Below are 16,469 nucleotides of genomic sequence, written 5' to 3' on the forward strand. Positions count from 1 at the left end.
GGCGTGTTCGGGAGCTCTGCTGCCGCCGCAACGCTAAACCGTTGACTAAATAGATACGTCAAAAAGTCGGAATCAGATAATTCTAGGACTGTAAATGCCAAACGTCACAGAGGCCTGTTGCCCCGCGCAAGGTCACCGAGAATGTGAATTTTGAAGGTTGGTAATATATAGCTAGAAACGGTGCTTGATTAACGCTTGATTCGCCCCAATAATCCGCGAACTGCAGACACTGTATATAGCCATCATGTTTAAGCCCCCAATAAGTACGAAACTGGATATGCGCTCGGCGCCGAAGATGCTGGTTTGGCTTTTTGCACTTGTTGGTATGCTCGCCACTGGGGTTAATTTACAAGCCGCTGTGCTGGACAGCGGCGAGCATGTTAATACTGCAGATTCGGCGCAAGTCTTTGTTTTTTCAAGTGGCAGTAGCTCCGCTCTTCTGACTGAGCGCGATGACAGTGATCATCTCTTAGATACGCCAACAGTAAATGCTTTTGTCAGCGTCAAGTGTCATTGGCAACTCCTTGGTCTGCTAAAAACGGCCAGTCGCTGGCTTCCTACGCTGCAGGCTGCGTTTCGTCTGCGGCCGCCCTTGCGCGCACCACCGCTTAAATAATCCACCTTATTTATCTGTAACGATATTTTTATTTCATTAATTTGAAAGGATTATTCATGCGACTCTTCTCAAAACGGGCGGTGATTTACTTGCTGCTTATACTTCTTGGTTTGTCCTGCGCGGTGCCAAACTTTTTGAATGGGCACACGCAGACAAACTTACCTGCGTGGTTTACTCAAAACACATTGAAGCTTGGTTTAGATCTTCAGGGCGGCTCACATCTGCTGATGAGCGCAGATACTGCGCCACTTATCGATGGTGCATTGGAACGTGTATCGGAGCAGGTATTGCTTCAGCTTCGAGAAAATAACATTGCCTATGCAAAGCCGAACACGGAAGGCGCAAGCTGGCATATTACCTTGCGCAACGCAGACAAGCGTGAGCAGGCGGCAGCGCTGGCAGCAACGAACAATAGAACCACCGAGGGCATGAGAATGTTTAAGGTGTCTAGCACTGAAAATACCCTCAGCATCTCACTCACGGATGAATATATAAGCCAGATACAGAAAGACGCGATAGACCGCAGTCTTGAAGTGGTTCGTAGGCGGCTAAATGAAAGTGGTTTGGTTGAGCCGAGTATTAGCAGGCAAGGTGACGATGGCATATTGATTCAAATGCCGGGTGTGAGCGACCCCGCTTATATCCGCCAGTTGCTTGGCACGACGGCACAGATGTCTTTTCAGTGGGTGGCTAGACCTCAGGCCGCAACGCCCACGGTGTCGGTGCCGAGCAGCAAAGACCTGCAAAACTATACCCTAGAGAAACGCGTCGCCATGAAGGGGGAACATATCAGCGATGCTAGCTTGGGCTTTCACCAAAACACCGGCGAACCGGTGGTCACATTCTCGCTCGACGACGTTGGCGCCAAACAGTTTGGCGAAATGACCCGTGCCAATATTGGTAGGGCTCTGGCCATCGTTCTTGATAATGATGTGATTACCGCGCCGGTAATTCAGAGCGTCATTGCCGGCGGCAGGGGTGAAATCACTGGGAGCTTTAGCTCCGTTGAGGCGAGCAATCTTGCCTTACTGCTTCGCGCCGGTGCGTTGCCTGCGCCTTTAACCGTTGTTGAGGAGCGCACTGTTGGACCGGATCTTGGTAGCGATGCTATTCAAATGGGCTTGTTTACCGGTGTGTTCGGCGCGGCCTTGGTGTTGATATTCATGACCGTAATTTACCGCGGCTGGGGTTTAATTGCCTGCTCGAGCTTGACCATTAATATTGGCTTGATCTTTGGCCTATTAAGTTTATTCAAGGCGACCCTCACACTGCCCGGTATCGCGGGTATTATTCTCACAATTGGTATGGCCGTTGACGCTAACATCCTAATCAATGAACGAATCCGAGAGGAGTCGGCACGCGGCAAACGGGCCATGGCAGCAATTAGCGCGGGCTTTGATAAAGCCTACGCAACGATTATCGACGCCAACGTAACCACCCTCATCGCAGTGGGTTTGCTGTTCATGTTTGGTAATGGGCCAATACGTGGCTTTGCGGTGACGATCGCCATCGGCTTGCTGACATCCATGTTTACGTCTATCGCGGTTACTCGGGTATTGATTCAATGGCATATACGAAACCGGCAAAGAGAGATCCTTTCCTTCTCTGGATTTGCGAGCTTGGATCGGCTTAGCAAGCGCAAGACTAACTTTATGGGTGGGCGCTTTTTGGGCTTGGCGCTGTCGGCGATACTGTCGCTGAGCTCGGTGGCGCTGTTTTTTGGGGTGGGTTTAAACTATGGGGTCGACTTTACTGGCGGCACATTGGTGAATGTGAAAACCGAGCAATTGTCTGTGCAGGCTATGCGCAGCAATTTGCTGGCCCACGATTTTGATCGCGCGGCGATCCAGGAATTTGGTGACAAGGGACAGTTTTTAGTTCGGCTGCCAGCACACGACGGTGACACGCAGCTAAACGTCAACGAGATTGATTTGTTGAAAAAATCAATTCTCAGTGAAGACCCATCTGCGACATTTCCACGGGTGGATATGGTCGGTCCTAAAATCAGTGGTGGCTTTGCCGACGCCGCTATACTCGCTGTGCTTTTGGCCGCTGGCGGCATGCTGGCGTATCTGTGGATTCGCTATGAGTCGCACTTTGCCGCCGCCGCCATCGCCACCATTGGTTTGGATATTACCAAAACCATCGGCTTTTTCGCCTTAACGGGCTTGGAGTTCAATTTAACCGCGGTGGCGGCGCTACTCGCGCTGATAGGCTATTCGATTAACGACAAAGTCGTTGTATTTGATCGTGTGCGTGAAGGGCTTCGCGCAGATCCAAATGCCTCTCTCCTAAACGTCCTCAATGATAGTATTTCGGCCACGCTGACACGGACGCTCTTCACCTCGGCAACCACTTTGTTGGCGATACTGCCAATGGCGGTAGCGGGTGGCGAGGCGGTGTCCAGTTTTGCTAAGCCCATGTTGTTCGGGATTATCGTCGGCACCAGCTCGTCAATTTTTATTGCATCGCCAATCTTGTATTTTCTTGGTATTGGACGAGAACGAAAAGGTCTTAAGCAGTTGCGGCCTAGTGCCGAGGACGTTCGTCAATCCTTAGCGCATATTCCTTAGTTACTACGTGTGCTGCGCGGATACATTCGGTGCGGCACACTCCTTAGTATTGAACGTTTTCAGAAGCGAATGGCGCAAATACGCTTCCAAATTTAGATGGATTTCTACGCAAACGACATGAGATGCTGCCGACGAATTTGGCTTGCTTCCCATAAGTCGGACAACAATGGCCGGCGAACTAATTCAGCAACTCGCTATGACTTTGCAATTATTTATAGGTAGTAAAAAAGATGACACTTGCACTATTGGCCATTATTGGTGGATTTGTGCTGCTTATTTGGAGTGCAGATCGTTTTGTTGAGGGCGCCGCTGCTACGGCTAAGCATCTCGGTATGCCCAGCTTACTCATTGGTATGGTGGTTGTCGGCTTTGGCACATCAGCACCAGAGATGGTGGTGTCCGCCATGGCGTCGCTAGACGGCAATCCGGACCTCGCGCTCGGCAACGCGATCGGATCAAACATAGTGAATATCGGCCTTATTCTTGGTATTACCGCCATGCTAGCGCCGATCAGCGTCCACTCGAATATCGTCCGCAAAGAGCTGCCATTACTGACGCTTATTGGCGCTGCCGTCGGCTTTATACTGTGGGACGGGGCGCTAAGTCGCTTTGAATCATTGTTACTGCTTGGCGGATTTGCAGGGCTAGTGGGCTGGACCATTTTTATGGCCCTGCGGGCCCGAGGCGATAATTTAGAAGTCGAAACGGATCAGCTGCTAACAGCCCATGCAATGCCAATTAAAAAAGCCTTGCTTTGGTTGGTGCTAGGGTTAATTGCACTGATTATCAGCTCACGGATTCTGGTGTGGGGGGCGGTCACTGTCGCCCAGGCGCTCGGGGTAAGCGATTTAATTATTGGTCTGACGATTGTGGCTTTTGGTACGTCGCTACCAGAGCTAGCTGCGTCGATCATTGCTGTTCGTCGCGGCGAACACGATATTGCGATTGGCAATGTGGTGGGCTCAAATATGTTTAACCTATTGGCGGTTATTGGCATTGCTGGTTTGATAAATCCCGTTAGTGCATTTCCCGCCGATATCATCAGCCGCGATTGGGCGACCATGATGTTGATGACCGTTGGGCTGCTAGTCATGACCTTTAGCCTACATAAGGTGGGGCAGCTAAATCGGCTTAAGGGTGGCATCCTGCTGATGTCATTTGTGGCATACAACGCGTGGTTGTTGCTGACGGTGATGAGCTAGCTAGGGTGTTGACTACACATACTATCTACCGAACGAGCTAGTTAACTCATTTAAGTTTATAAAAAACGCAATATGATAAGGGGAAAGGAATGCTTGACAAAAGTAGAAGGCAGGCATCATTTTCCGATAATCGCTAATAGCGAAGCCACCACCTCATTGAGTGTCCTTGAATTTTATAAGCCATGCTGAAGTTTGTCCTTTGATAAGGGGTCAAAGTGAAGTTAGGCGGATTGACCGTGTTGGTTGGCGTTGTTGCGATGTTCGCCAATGCGATTTTGATCTTGTTTGGGCGTGACGCGTTTCTACCCTCCGCTGTTGCTGGAGGATCGGGTGTTATCGCGACCTTGCTTCTGGCGCTCTGCTTGAAGAGTGTTGTCCGTGAAGATACTGAGGCACCCGAAATGAGTTCGTGAAAACAGTGGGCAATGAGTTTACACAAGGCATTGTGGCTGCGTATAAGCCTGCAACTCTTCATCGAGCCTATATTTCTTTCGCGCTTGTAGCTGTGACACAATGGCGCCCGCTTTGCATTTTGTGAGCATCGCAAGCCCGGCTAGGCTTAGTTCGCGATTGTCTCTACCTCCTTACGCAAAGCAAAGATTATCAATGGGCCTATTTGACGCTCGCAGTAAATAGGCTTCATATATTTATAAGAATTGGAGTGGGTATGATAGATGTAAGTGCTGCGCGACTAATGAAGGTTGCGGTACATAGAGTAGGCAGCAAAGCGCATGACGAAGGAATTAGCTTGGCGGATAGCGAATCTACGGTCAGTGAATCATTGGGTGAGCTATTTATAGATCACTATTTACTGCCGCTCTCAAAGCAGAAAAACGTATATGACTTCTTTCATGAATCAGATATTTCCCTAAATGCCGTAGCCAATATTTCCGGCAAAATGTTCAGAGAAGAGGGTGAATTTATTGCCCAGACCCAGGCGCTGGCAAAGCATTTGTATGCCGTGTCTACCCATCAGAATATCTCGTCAGGTGACCTGCTTTTTTTGCTGTATTCTGGCGTTATGGTGAATGGCATTGAGTCGACCGTTCTCGCCGTGATGAAAATGGAGAACAAAGACAATTTCATAGAGATAAATGAAAACGCCGGTACGTTTGAGGTATCTGAGCGATCAGGTGTTTCACTGAATAAAATTCAAAAAGGCGCGTTAATTCTACCGGCTGCTGCAGGTGTTTTGGTCGTCGACAATCTTGGTCAGAAAACGAAATACTGGCTGGATACCTTTTTAAAGGTGACGCCACGAGCAAGCTCGAAATCCTATGCAAAAATATGCGGATCTATTTTGAAGGGAGTCACGTCTAAAATAGAAGACTCCCAAGTGATCACCGAGCTCAACGAGGAAATTACAGAGAAGATTAACTCCTCAGACCTGATGTCGGTCGGCGAGATTAAAAGTTTATCATCTCGCTATATAGATTCAGAGGCGCTGGAAGAAGTGATGTCTGGTGTGGCCAGTAGCACCGGAATTGATATTTCAGATAATTATGAGATCAAGGCAAAAGATGTTGCGAGACAAGCCAAGCCGATTACCAGCAGGGTTAGAGTACGTGCTGGCGTTGGAATGATAATTAGTGACGCCAAGTATTCCGTGTCGGGCATATCGATTAACGACAATAGTGACGGCTTTCAGGCAATTATTGATATAAAGTCGCGCAAAAAAGATTAATAGAGGAAAGCTGCTAATGCGTAAATTAATCCTTGTCACACTTGCTGTGTTGTTAATGACGGCATGCTCACAGCTTCCCAATAGACAGGCGAGCTATGCTGGGCCAGTCTCCTATATTAACGATGCGAGCAGGAAAAAATCGGCCATTCGGATTTATTTCTACGAGTTGGCAATGGTAGATGGCAGGGAAGTTTACGCTAGCTCAAACTGCCATTACGACGGCGGTGGCAGCGAGCAAGTCGGTGTGAACGCGTGTTCCGCACGTCACGCGGTGCCCGCAGGAGAACACACCCTGCGCATTCGAGCAGTTAACTACTTAACAGTGCCATTTTTCTCCCTGTTTAACGATCGTTATAAAGCAGAGGGCGATGTCACCGTAAACCTGGCCCGCGGCGTAGAGTATTTTGTGAGAGGAGAAATCTTTGATGACCGCGCCGCGGTTTGGATAGAAGATTCAAAAGGGAATCTCGTGTCTCGCCGAATTGAGGCGAAATAAGCCGTAATATTCAATTACGGCTGTAGTGGCATAGTGAATTTGGCCACCTGATTAGAGGTGATATGATCATCTCTATAACGATCAAGGTGGTCAATGAGCAATCGTACCAGATCGACTCTTAGCCCAAAATTTCGAGTGGGAGCAGCAAAGCTGGGTGTGAATCAGGGGCACTCAATTCGAGATGTTACTGAGGCGATGGCCGTGGTTAAAAAAACTTTTTACTTCAGCGTGTATGCATCGGCCAAACTACTATTCTTGCTCTCAGAAAAGAATGGCACTCGCCACTACAAATGCTACGATAAAATACATAGTGAGCGCCAATCTCTAATTATTACTTACTTTCTTATCGGCCGCCGTATTTAAGCGGCCTTACTACTTCGTTGTCTGGCTTCCTCAGAGAGATCCAGTCTTTAGTTTAAAGGTCAGTGAGGCTTGCTAATCGTGCTGCGACCCATCACACCGTCTTAGCATGCCGGCGCGCGGCAACAAGAATTCCGGTTACAAAGACAAAGCAAAGCACAACGCCAGGATAAAAGATAAAGAAGGAAATATCATTCATCAAGTTTGTGCTAGCATCAAAGATGAGACCGCGCGCCTCAGGAAATAGGGGGTCAAAGCTAGAGGCGATGACAATCGACCAAGAGATGATGGGCGGTATGATGACGAGCCATTTTATATTTTTTACAAAACTTGAGAATACCGGCAGCAGCGCCGCAATCAGCCAGAGCATGAGTCCGTTGACGATGCCTTCCATGTGCGCCATACGCCATGCATCGTAGGTGCCTGGCATTTGATACTCAATTTTACCTGGAATGGGCCAAAGACTTATTTCGCCGGTAATAAAGAATAAAAATCCAAAGCCGAGGATAAATGCCGCAAGCAAAATCATTGTGCCGTTGATAACCAAAAAGCGTTGGTGTTTTAGCATTTCTTCATTCATTTTTTAAATCCCGCACCTATAGGTGTCAATAAGTTATTTGTGTCTAAGTGAGCTAGCTCTGCGTTATTTTCTTCGTGGACTGCAACCCAATCTTTACTCCACTGCGGGTCGTCGATATCTGTTGGGTGATGGCCCGGAAGTAGGGAGTGGATGAGTTTTGGTAATACGCCGGTGATAAACCGTAGGTTGTATTGGATAATATTGAGGCGGTTGCGGGTGTTGCGCCATACACCGTCTTTTTTCATCATGATAATATAGCCGCGGCGACTAAACTTCATAACATGTAATGCGGCGAACAATGTTCCGTATAGGCGGCTCCAATAGTTGCCGTAGGCCGCTTGGTAGGCGTCGTAAGCGGCACACTTGTGTTCGAGTTCTTCCACAAAATGCCAAAGTATCAAGGACGCAACCCGTGAGTCGGAGCCGCCAAAGAGGTAGTCACGATTTTTGATCAACCAGTGGCCAACGGTTAAGGCCATAGACTCAAAGCCGGCAGCATAGGCAAGATTAAATTTTAAGCTTTTGGTTTTCTCAAAGTGGGTGTACTCGTCGAGCATTTGCTGTTCTAGCACACTGATTTCATCGTATCCCTTCGACTTGATGATATCGTTAAATTTTCGGTGCTGTTGGTAGTGCTGTGCTTCTTGGCCAATATAGTCTTTTACTTCTTGGATGAGCGCCGGGTCTGTGAGCTTTGGCAGTACCTGCTTCATGGTGCGAATCAAGTAGGGCTCAAGATAGGGCATTACCAAAGAGGCACCGTTAGCCATATAGCTCCACTCGGGGCGGGCAGCGTTCCAGTGAACATTGATATCATTGTCAAAACTAAATGGCATGCGCCTAACGACTAATGTACTTTTTTCATTTTTATGTGTGGTCATGGCGCTCTCCGCGCAGTAAAGACTCTTGAGCCCTTACTATAAAAATACTGTGCTGGCTTAGTACTACCAGAATTGACGAATTTCCCTAACTACCATGTTAGGTAGAATGAGATTTTAGCGTCCTGTAGAGCATTTTAGCTCATGCTCTGAACTTTGTTGTGCGTGTTGAAAAAACCTGCCAGCGCGGATAGTGTGCGCTGGCAGGGAAGGTGCATAGGCAGACCCTAGGCGGAAAAATTATGCGCTTGTTGTCGGCATGTGTATGGCTTTTAGTTCAAAGTATTCACGTAGCGCTTCTGAACCGAGCTCGCGACCGTTGCCCGATTGTTTGAAACCGCCAAAAGGCGCACGCATATTAAATTCGGCTTTTGCCGCAGCGACGGCACTGTTTACATCTGCTGCGGCGCCGTGGGGAATACGGTCGTAGACGCTGGGGTTGGCAGGGTTGATTACATCAATGGTGTTTGCGCCATTCGGAGTTGCCCCTTCGCCATTTATAAAAAACTTGTCAATTACGTGCATGTGGATTCTTCGTTGTTATTTTGCATAAAGTGATCTTGATATTGTTGACGTAAATTGAGCTTGGAAATTTTTCCGGTTGCGGTGTGGGGAATGTCGTCAACAAACAGTATATCTTCTGGCAACCACCACTTGGCGAACATGTCTTGCAGATGCGCAAGAATATCGTGTTTGCTTAGTGTGCTGTCATTGGCGATGATGAGCATCAAGGGGCGCTCGTCCCAGCGCGGGTGTCTGACGCCGATAACTGCGGCTTCGGTGACGCCAGCTAAGGATGTCGCCGCATTTTCCAATTCAATGGAGCTAATCCATTCGCCGCCTGATTTAATCAGGTCTTTTGCGCGGTCTGTTATGCGTAAAAACCCGCTAGTCGAGATGCTCGCGATGTCGCCGGTGGGGAACCAGCCATTTTCCAGCGGGCTGTCCATGTCCACATTGAAATATTCGCTGCATACCCAATAACCGCGTACTTGCAGGTGGCCAGACATTACGCCGTCTCTGGCGAGCTCAGTGCCGTTATCATCAACAATGCGAATATCTACACCAAATACTGGGCGACCTTGGGTCGATTGCACTTGGTAGCGCGTCTCGGCGTCGAGCTTGGCGTGCTCTGGTTTTGGCGCAACAACGGTGCCGAGGGGGCTGGTTTCGGTCATGCCCCAAGCTTGAATAACATTGACGCCGTACTGGGTGTCGAAGTCGCGAATAATGCTAAGTGGGCAGGCGGAGCCGCCGACGGAAACGCGGTTGACGGTAGTGAGTTTGCGGTTGTTCTCTGCGAGATAGCGCAGCAACATTAGCCAAATGGTGGGGACACCAGCAGAGAGGGTCACACCTTCGGTTTCCATGAGTTCATAAATGCTAGCGGCATCCATACCGCCACCGGGAAGTAGCAGTTTTGCCCCGACTAAGGCCGCGGCAAATGGCTGGCACCATGCGTTTACGTGGTACATGGGAACAATAGGCAGCAGGCTGTCGCAGGCGGAGATATTGAGCACGTCGGGCGCGACGGTGGCCATGGTTTGCAATACCGTGGAGCGGTGAGAATATAAAACGCCCTTGGGGTTGCCGGTCGTGCCGGAGGTATAACACAGTGCGGCGGCGGTTCGCTCTTCAAGCTCTGGCCAGACATAGTCGCCAGTTTGCGCCGCGATGAGTGCCTCATAGCAAACTAGATTCGCTATTGGGCTATCTGTTGGCATTTCGTCTTGTTCACACAGAACGATGATCTTTTCTACCTTGGGGCAGTTGCCAATGACTTTTTCAACGAGGCCGACAAAACTTAGGTCAACAAATAACAGCTTGTTACTGGCGTGATTGATGATATAGCTAACTTGCTCCTCAAATAGGCGCGGGTTGATGGTGTGCGTTACCGCACCCATACCAGAGATCGCAAAATATAGTTCAAAATGGCGAAAATTATTCCACGCTAGGGTGCCTACTCGATCGCCTTGCTCAACGCCGAGGTCGGTAAGTGCAGCAGCCATTTTCTTTGTGCGGGTATGCGCATCGCTATACGTATAGGAATGAATGTTGCCGTTGTGCAGACGGGATACGATTTTCTGTTCGCCATGCCAGCGCTCGGCATGATCAAGAATCGTCGAGGTCAGCAGAGATGCGTCCATCATTAAGCCTTGCATGTTGTCTCCTTGTGAATACGTATAGTGACTAAAGATAAATGTTTAATTGCGGAAGCTATTGCGCGCAATGCTTAGGCGCGGGGTAGCAGTACCGCTTTTACACAGTCGCCAGCCATATGGTCTTTCATCGCTTCATTTATGATTTTCGATGATATAAATCTTATGTAATCGGTTTCATTACACCGAGTATTTCAGCCATTTTGTTATGGTCGATAGATAGTACATCGCCACCGGCGTGCTCATAGCGACGCCAAGCTATTTGGATTTCTGTTCTTTCGCCGGTAACCAGCTTGTGAGTGCGAGGGTGGTAGTTTCGTTTAAACACCGGCAGTGCACTTATTAAAAAGCGAACTAGCATATAGCCGCAAAACCCCATTTCTTTTATGCCTCGCAAGGGGTTTCGCCAGTAGCCTTCGACTACCGTCATTGTGGTGTAACACTTAATCGTTTCACTGGCGATATGAGTAAGTGCGGCGAGTACCATCCACTTGCGGTACCACTCGTCGTCGCCGTAAAGGTCTTTGTATACTTCAAACGCTACGGCGCCGTGTTCCACCTCTTCCACTTGGTGCCAGACCCACAGCGCTTTCATGACGGGGTCGCTGTCTTTCATCCAGTGATCGTAGTTTTCTAGCACAATGAGGCCAGACAGAAAGGTAAAGGTTTCGTAGCCGGCGGTATATGCTACTTTACGTTTGAGCGAGTCGGTCTTGCTGTGCGAGTCAAAATACTCGCGGGCGCCTTCATCTAGCTTAGTAATTTTGGGGTATCGCTTCGCCAGCCACTTATTCCAATGCAGAAAATTTTTAGCGTGTTGAGCTTCTTGGCCTGTGATGGCCGTCATGTCGTGCTTTAATTTTTCATCGCTTATTTTATCTTTCGATTCCAACATGGTTTTTACTAGATATCGCTCAAAGTGCGGTACATGCACGCCTAATGCGTTTATGAACATTGAAAACTGGCGGCTCGATCGACTCCATAGAGGATCTTTGAGTTGAATATTGTCGAAATTGAACGCCAGTCGTCGTACTGGAAAATTGTCCATGGGATGTGTGTTTGTTTCTGTTTCGCTGGTGTTGTTCATAACATCTCCCTGCTGAGATTGCCGATAAGTGGCGAACCAATGGCTCGCCACTACCTGCCACTTAGTTATAGCGATAAGTAAATTCTAGGCCGTAAGTTCTTGGCGGCCCTTGCTGGAAGTAATCAAATCCAAAGCCTGCTTGTAAGTTGATGGCATAGCCGTCGTATTCTTTATCAGTAAGGTTTTTCGCCCAGAGTGATACCGAGTAGATGTCGTCGGCGGAGCGCCAGCTTAAACGCGTATTAATTAATGCGTAGGCATCCTGCTTGATGTGCTCGTAGCTCGCGTCATCGTTGTAAGCGCTGTACCACTGTCGGCTCTGGTAGTTGGCGTTTATGTTTAAAGACAGATCGCCGCTATTCAGTCTTAGTACATCGTAATCGACTGAGATGTTGCCGCTGATCTGTGGTGCAGAAATAAGCTCATTACCAGACAAGTCGACGGTGTCGTCGGGATTATTAAGCGTGCGGGTATCTGAGAGCTCGAGTTCTGTGTATTCCGTTTTTAGCAGACCGAGTCCTAGGTTCACAATTAGGCGTTCAGTGAGTGCCATCGTAAATTCGGCTTCAGCGCCTAATATTGTTGAGCCGCCGGCATTCTCCAAAAAGTTGGACACGCCTACCACGTTAATGAATTGCTGGTTGCTGTAGTCATAGAAAAATAAAGCGGCGTTAAGACGTGCAGATCCATCGAGTAAATCTGACTTAAAGCCTAGCTCATAAGAGTCGATAAACTCCGGTTCGGCATAGGAGTTTTCGAAGTCTCTGGCCTCGTAGTACACACCGCCATTAAAGTTACCGGCACGATAGCCTTTGCTATAGCTCGCGTAGATCATAAGGTCTTCGTTGACGGCGTAATCTACGCCGATTTTTCCAGTTACTTCTTGTTCTTTGGCTGACTGTTGTGGCGCGGAATCGGTAGTATAAGGGCCGTGGGTATAACCTGCGATCTGGCCCGATGGTACGAGGTCATTGATATTGACACTGCCATTTAAAATATCGCCAATTAGTTGCGCAACTTCTAGTGGACCTCGGCCACCCACACTTGGTGCGATAAAGGGCTCGTCTGAGCCCGACGTATTGCCAGGTACCCATGTGCCGAGCGGTTCACCATCATAGTTGAAGCGCGACACGTTAAGGTATTCAAGATCAATTTCATCCACGGTGTAGCGTAGGCCAACGTCGAAGCCGAGCTTCTCAGTCGCATCAAAACGGAATTGGGTATAGGCCGCATAGCTGGTTTTGTCGGTGATCATTTTTTGATCGACACCTCCAAAATCAAGTAAGAAAGGGTAGAACGCAGCAGCGCCGGGGAAGGTTACTGCAACGCGAAGATCCGGTGGCGTTTCGTAAATTTCATAAATATTGTGCATATCTTGAAATTCGGTGGCGAAATAAATGCCCGTAATAAAACTAACTCTGTCGCTGACGTCACCAGCAACGCGAAGATCTTGACTGAAGGCGTCGGTTTCTACTGCCCAGCGAATATGTAGCAAGCCATCGGGGCCGCCGTCAGTATTTTGTTTTTGGCTGTAGTCGGCTTCGCTATAGCTGGTGGTGCTAGTGAAGGTGTAATTCTCAGTAACGTGGTCTACGCGCAAAATAGCTTGTTCATTGTCGACGATAAGCGCGCCAGTATAGTCGTCTTGCACCTCGTGGCGGTCTAAGTTTTGCGCCGGCCGTGAATAGCCTGTGTTATCGATGTAGCCATTGTCGGGATGGCTAGACACACCCACACCGCCCGTTTCGAGTAGGGTAGACGTGAGCGTATCGTTATCGGTATTTCCGCGCGGTTCGTTGCGTGAGGCGTTGGCGCGAGAGTCATTGCCGCTGTTGGTGTATTTGACGGTGACAGTAGTGGACTCAGTGGGAAGCCATTGGAGGGAGAGGCGGGCACCCTGAAAGTCGAGCTGGGAAAGATTGGGGCCACCGAGCGCGTTTTCAACGTAGCCGTCGTTTCGCGACGAGGAGTAGCCTAAGCGAACGGCTAATACGTCATCAATAAGAGTGTCTTCAATACCGAACTCGCCGGTAGTCGCGCCGTAATTACCGAGCCCCGCTTTCATATTAAAGCCAAACTCATCACCGACATTGGCGGTATTGGTAATAATATTTACTGCACCACCAGTGGTGTTTTTACCATAGAGTGTGCCCTGTGGTCCGCGCAATACTTCTAGGCGTTCCACGTCAAAGAAATTCATGCCGTGTGTATAAGTGGCGCCCATGTACATCTCGTCGGTGTACACGCCAATGGGGCTGGCTTGGTTTGAACTGTAATCCGACATACTTACGCCGCGAATAGAGAAAATCGGCTGAACATCACCATAGGGGCCGCTGACCTGCATATTGGGGACTTGTGCAGAAATATCATTGGCGTTTTGGAAGCCAAATTTTTCTAAGGAGTCAGCGGTCATGCCGGTTATCGCGATTGGGGTATCTTGGGTGCTGGCAGAGGTTTTTTGGGCGGTAACAATAACCTCCTCAAGCTGCTTTGATAGCGCCACATTTGTTGTCGCCAACATAGCAATTGCAATCACAGGTAAAGATAATTTAGGACGTCCATAAATAGTCATAGTTTTTATTTTCACTCATATAAAATTTATTTATTGTCTTAACATATTAATAGTGGGAGGTTTTCTAGTATGTTTAGCCCCCCATCATTGTGATTAATCGTCGTGCTAGCGGCCCATATGGGGGTCTAAGTAAGTTTAGTCCCGTAAAATCACCAAGGCCTCGTTGTGTGAATACCGGTTTCATATGTGAGAATGTTCTGAATCCCTCCCAGCCGTGATAGCTCCCGAAGCCACTATTACCGGTGCCGCCAAAAGGTTGTGAGACTTGCAAATATTGCAACAATACATCGTTTACCGTGACACCGCCGGAGTGAGTTTGGCGCAACAGATAGTCTTGTTCTAATTGTGAGTTACCAAAATAATAAAGTGCTAGCGGCCGGTCGCCAGCGTTGACGCGCTGAATACAATCCTCTAAACCGTCGGTTTCAATAACAGGCAGCAAGGGGCCGAATAGCTCTTCTTGCATAATCCGGCTGTCACTACTGGGATTTAGCACCAGCGTGAGTGGGAATTTACGCCGCGCATTATTTGTCTCGCAGGCCTGTTCAAGTGGGACGATGGTTGCGCCTTTGGCCGCGGCGTCATCCAGTATGGCCTTAAGGCGATTGGCGTTGCGTTGATCTATAATCGCAGTGTAATCATCTGAGCCGGCACCGGCTGGCAGCATGTCTATGTATTTGCGGCCCATCCAAGTGACAAAGTCATCGATCTTGCCTCTGGGAAGCAAGACGTAGTCGGGTGCGACACAGGTTTGCCCTGCGTTAAGTAATTTACCAAAGCTTATCCGACTGGCAGCGACTTCCATTGGGTAGTCGGCAGCGATAATCACGGGGCTTTTGCCACCTAGCTCAAGAGTTAAAGGAGTTAAGTTCGGCGCAGCTGCGGCCATGACCTTGCGCCCGACATTGCTTGAGCCGGTGAACAGTAGATGGTCAAAAGGTAGTTCGGCAAATTGCGAAGCCGCTTCGGCAGCACCGCCGACGACGGCAACTTCGGATTCGTCAAAGGCCTTGGCGAGAATTGCTTTAAGCACCTTTGTGGACTCAGGGGTGTATTCCGACATTTTGATCATGACGCGATTACCCGCAGCCAAGGCGGAGGCAAGTGGCACTACGGCAAGATTTATTGGGTAATTCCACGGCGCCATAATGCCTACAACCCCAACGGGTTGGGCTTGAATTCGATTGCTGCCAGGCAAAAACCAAATCGAGGTAGCGCGACGTTTGGCTAACATCCACTTGGCGAGATGCTTCCGAGCATAGCGAATATGGATAACGCTGCCCCCAATTTCGGCGAGGCGTGTTTCCTCGGTGCAGCGATGCCCGAAGTCCGCTTTTAAGGCCGCAATAATATCTTCGCGATGACTTAATAGCAGATCTTCAAGGGACTTCAATTTGTACTGCCGATCCTGATACTCAGGGTAGCGGCAGTTTGCATAGGCGGCTTTTTGCGCCTCAAAAATGGACTCAAAGTCGGTTGCCGCCACAGTGTTGGCAGCTTCTTGTTGTGCGCTATTCATAGTACCCCTGCTCATATCGGCGTAATGTTGCTTATGCGATTATTTTTCGGAAGGCTCGTATGCGGGTTCAGCGAGCAATAAAACAGCGGTTGCCCAAATCGAGGTGACAGCCGCAAAGATGGCTGGAAGATAAGCTATGGCACCGGCCAAACTTGCGGCACCTAAACGATTTGCTTCAATACTTAAGCCGTGGTTTGGCGCGAACATACCAAAAAGGTAGAAACAGAAATTGCCCCAAATCGCGATGGCAATGCCGAGGAATACACGGCGCGCGCGAGCATCAGATAAATAGACAGTGCGCATCACCAAGCCAATAGCTAGGGCCATTATCCCGTTCATCAGCGTACCAATATGTAAGATTCGCCAGCCCGAGCTTGTACCAGGCAGTTCGAATTGGAAGAATACTGGAACAGGGCTTAAAGACATGCCACCTACCATGGAAAAACCCAATAAAAAGCCGCCAAAAAGCCCAACTAGCATCGCTGCTAAGCCGTGTTTGATTAATCGATTGGAGTAGTAAGCTCGCATTGCGTATTCCTCTGTTATTATTCTGGCCTAAGTTTAGTGAGGCCTATAAGTAGTCAGTACTAGGCATTCACCAAATACCTTCAATTTGAATATTCAGCATAGTTGAGTGACTAAGCTTGTGAGCCGACCTTTAGGATGGTTGTGAGGCGGGAGTCGCAATTACGTGTGCTCTGGACAAGGAGCTAAGCAAATGAATAAACTGGTCTGTTAGTATT

Annotated in this window: 15 protein-coding genes; 7 read left to right on the forward strand and 8 right to left on the reverse strand. The window is 48.9% G+C overall.

Features of this window, described 5'->3' with window-relative positions; all coding sequences use genetic code 11:
* The first annotated feature begins 295 nt into the window (after positions 1-295).
* The 7 genes from KXJ70_RS16395 to KXJ70_RS16425 all read left to right on the forward strand — a co-directional run bounded on the left by KXJ70_RS16395 (position 296) and on the right by KXJ70_RS16425 (position 6,934).
* Positions 296-616 carry a hypothetical protein gene (locus KXJ70_RS16395; RefSeq protein ID WP_219044621.1) on the forward strand — a complete coding sequence of 107 codons (321 nt, stop codon included), beginning with the start codon at positions 296-298 and terminating at the stop codon, positions 614-616.
* A 56-nt stretch (positions 617-672) separates the two neighbouring features.
* Complete coding sequence (secD, locus tag KXJ70_RS16400; RefSeq protein WP_219044622.1) at positions 673-3,189, forward strand: protein translocase subunit SecD; 2,517 nt, start codon at positions 673-675, stop codon at positions 3,187-3,189.
* Between the two features lie 230 nt (positions 3,190-3,419).
* On the forward strand, positions 3,420-4,391 hold the full coding sequence (locus KXJ70_RS16405) for a calcium/sodium antiporter (RefSeq protein ID WP_219044623.1): 972 nt from the start codon (positions 3,420-3,422) through the stop codon (positions 4,389-4,391).
* A gap of 215 nt (positions 4,392-4,606) precedes the next feature.
* On the forward strand, positions 4,607-4,804 hold the full coding sequence (locus KXJ70_RS16410; RefSeq protein WP_219044624.1) for a hypothetical protein: 198 nt from the start codon (positions 4,607-4,609) through the stop codon (positions 4,802-4,804).
* Positions 4,805-5,058: 254 nt separating this feature from the next.
* Complete coding sequence (locus KXJ70_RS16415) at positions 5,059-6,075, forward strand: nucleoid-associated protein (protein WP_219044625.1); 1,017 nt, start codon at positions 5,059-5,061, stop codon at positions 6,073-6,075.
* Positions 6,076-6,091: 16 nt separating this feature from the next.
* Positions 6,092-6,571: a hypothetical protein gene (locus tag KXJ70_RS16420; RefSeq protein ID WP_219044626.1), complete on the forward strand. Its 480-nt coding sequence runs from the start codon at positions 6,092-6,094 to the stop codon at positions 6,569-6,571.
* A 93-nt stretch (positions 6,572-6,664) separates the two neighbouring features.
* Positions 6,665-6,934, forward strand: coding sequence for a hypothetical protein (locus KXJ70_RS16425; protein WP_219044627.1), 270 nt, complete (start codon positions 6,665-6,667; stop codon positions 6,932-6,934).
* 91 nt (positions 6,935-7,025) lie between these two features.
* Here KXJ70_RS16425 and KXJ70_RS16430 read toward each other — a convergent pair whose 3' ends face one another.
* From KXJ70_RS16430 to KXJ70_RS16465, 8 genes are all read right to left on the reverse strand, one after another.
* A complete protein-coding gene (locus tag KXJ70_RS16430; RefSeq protein WP_219044628.1) occupies positions 7,026-7,511 on the reverse strand; it encodes a styrene oxide isomerase in 486 nt (161 codons plus the stop codon).
* On the reverse strand, positions 7,508-8,392 hold the full coding sequence (locus KXJ70_RS16435) for a metal-dependent hydrolase (protein WP_219044629.1): 885 nt from the start codon (positions 8,390-8,392) through the stop codon (positions 7,508-7,510). Before KXJ70_RS16435 ends, KXJ70_RS16430 begins: the two co-directional genes overlap by 4 nt.
* A gap of 237 nt (positions 8,393-8,629) precedes the next feature.
* Entirely contained in the window at positions 8,630-8,914 is a 285-nt protein-coding gene (locus KXJ70_RS16440; RefSeq protein WP_219044630.1) for an aldehyde dehydrogenase family protein, read from the reverse strand.
* Positions 8,905-10,551, reverse strand: coding sequence for a long-chain fatty acid--CoA ligase (locus KXJ70_RS16445; protein ID WP_219044631.1), 1,647 nt, complete (start codon positions 10,549-10,551; stop codon positions 8,905-8,907). Before KXJ70_RS16445 ends, KXJ70_RS16440 begins: the two co-directional genes overlap by 10 nt.
* A 160-nt stretch (positions 10,552-10,711) precedes the next feature.
* Positions 10,712-11,635: a metal-dependent hydrolase gene (locus KXJ70_RS16450; RefSeq protein ID WP_219044632.1), complete on the reverse strand. Its 924-nt coding sequence runs from the start codon at positions 11,633-11,635 to the stop codon at positions 10,712-10,714.
* 61 nt (positions 11,636-11,696) lie between these two features.
* Positions 11,697-14,156, reverse strand: a complete 2,460-nt coding sequence (locus tag KXJ70_RS16455; RefSeq protein WP_255558545.1) for a TonB-dependent receptor — start codon at positions 14,154-14,156, stop codon at positions 11,697-11,699.
* Between the two features lie 124 nt (positions 14,157-14,280).
* Positions 14,281-15,726 carry a coniferyl aldehyde dehydrogenase gene (locus KXJ70_RS16460; protein ID WP_219044634.1) on the reverse strand — a complete coding sequence of 482 codons (1,446 nt, stop codon included), beginning with the start codon at positions 15,724-15,726 and terminating at the stop codon, positions 14,281-14,283.
* 39 nt (positions 15,727-15,765) lie between these two features.
* The gene (locus KXJ70_RS16465; RefSeq protein WP_219044635.1) at positions 15,766-16,254 is read right to left on the reverse strand and encodes a styrene oxide isomerase; all 489 of its coding nucleotides are present in this window, start codon (positions 16,252-16,254) and stop codon (positions 15,766-15,768) included.
* Positions 16,255-16,469: the final 215 nt, after the last annotated feature.

Origin of the sequence: Zhongshania aquimaris, assembly GCF_019312595.1 — a bacterium.
Lineage (GTDB): Bacteria > Pseudomonadota > Gammaproteobacteria > Pseudomonadales > Spongiibacteraceae > Spongiibacter > Spongiibacter aquimaris.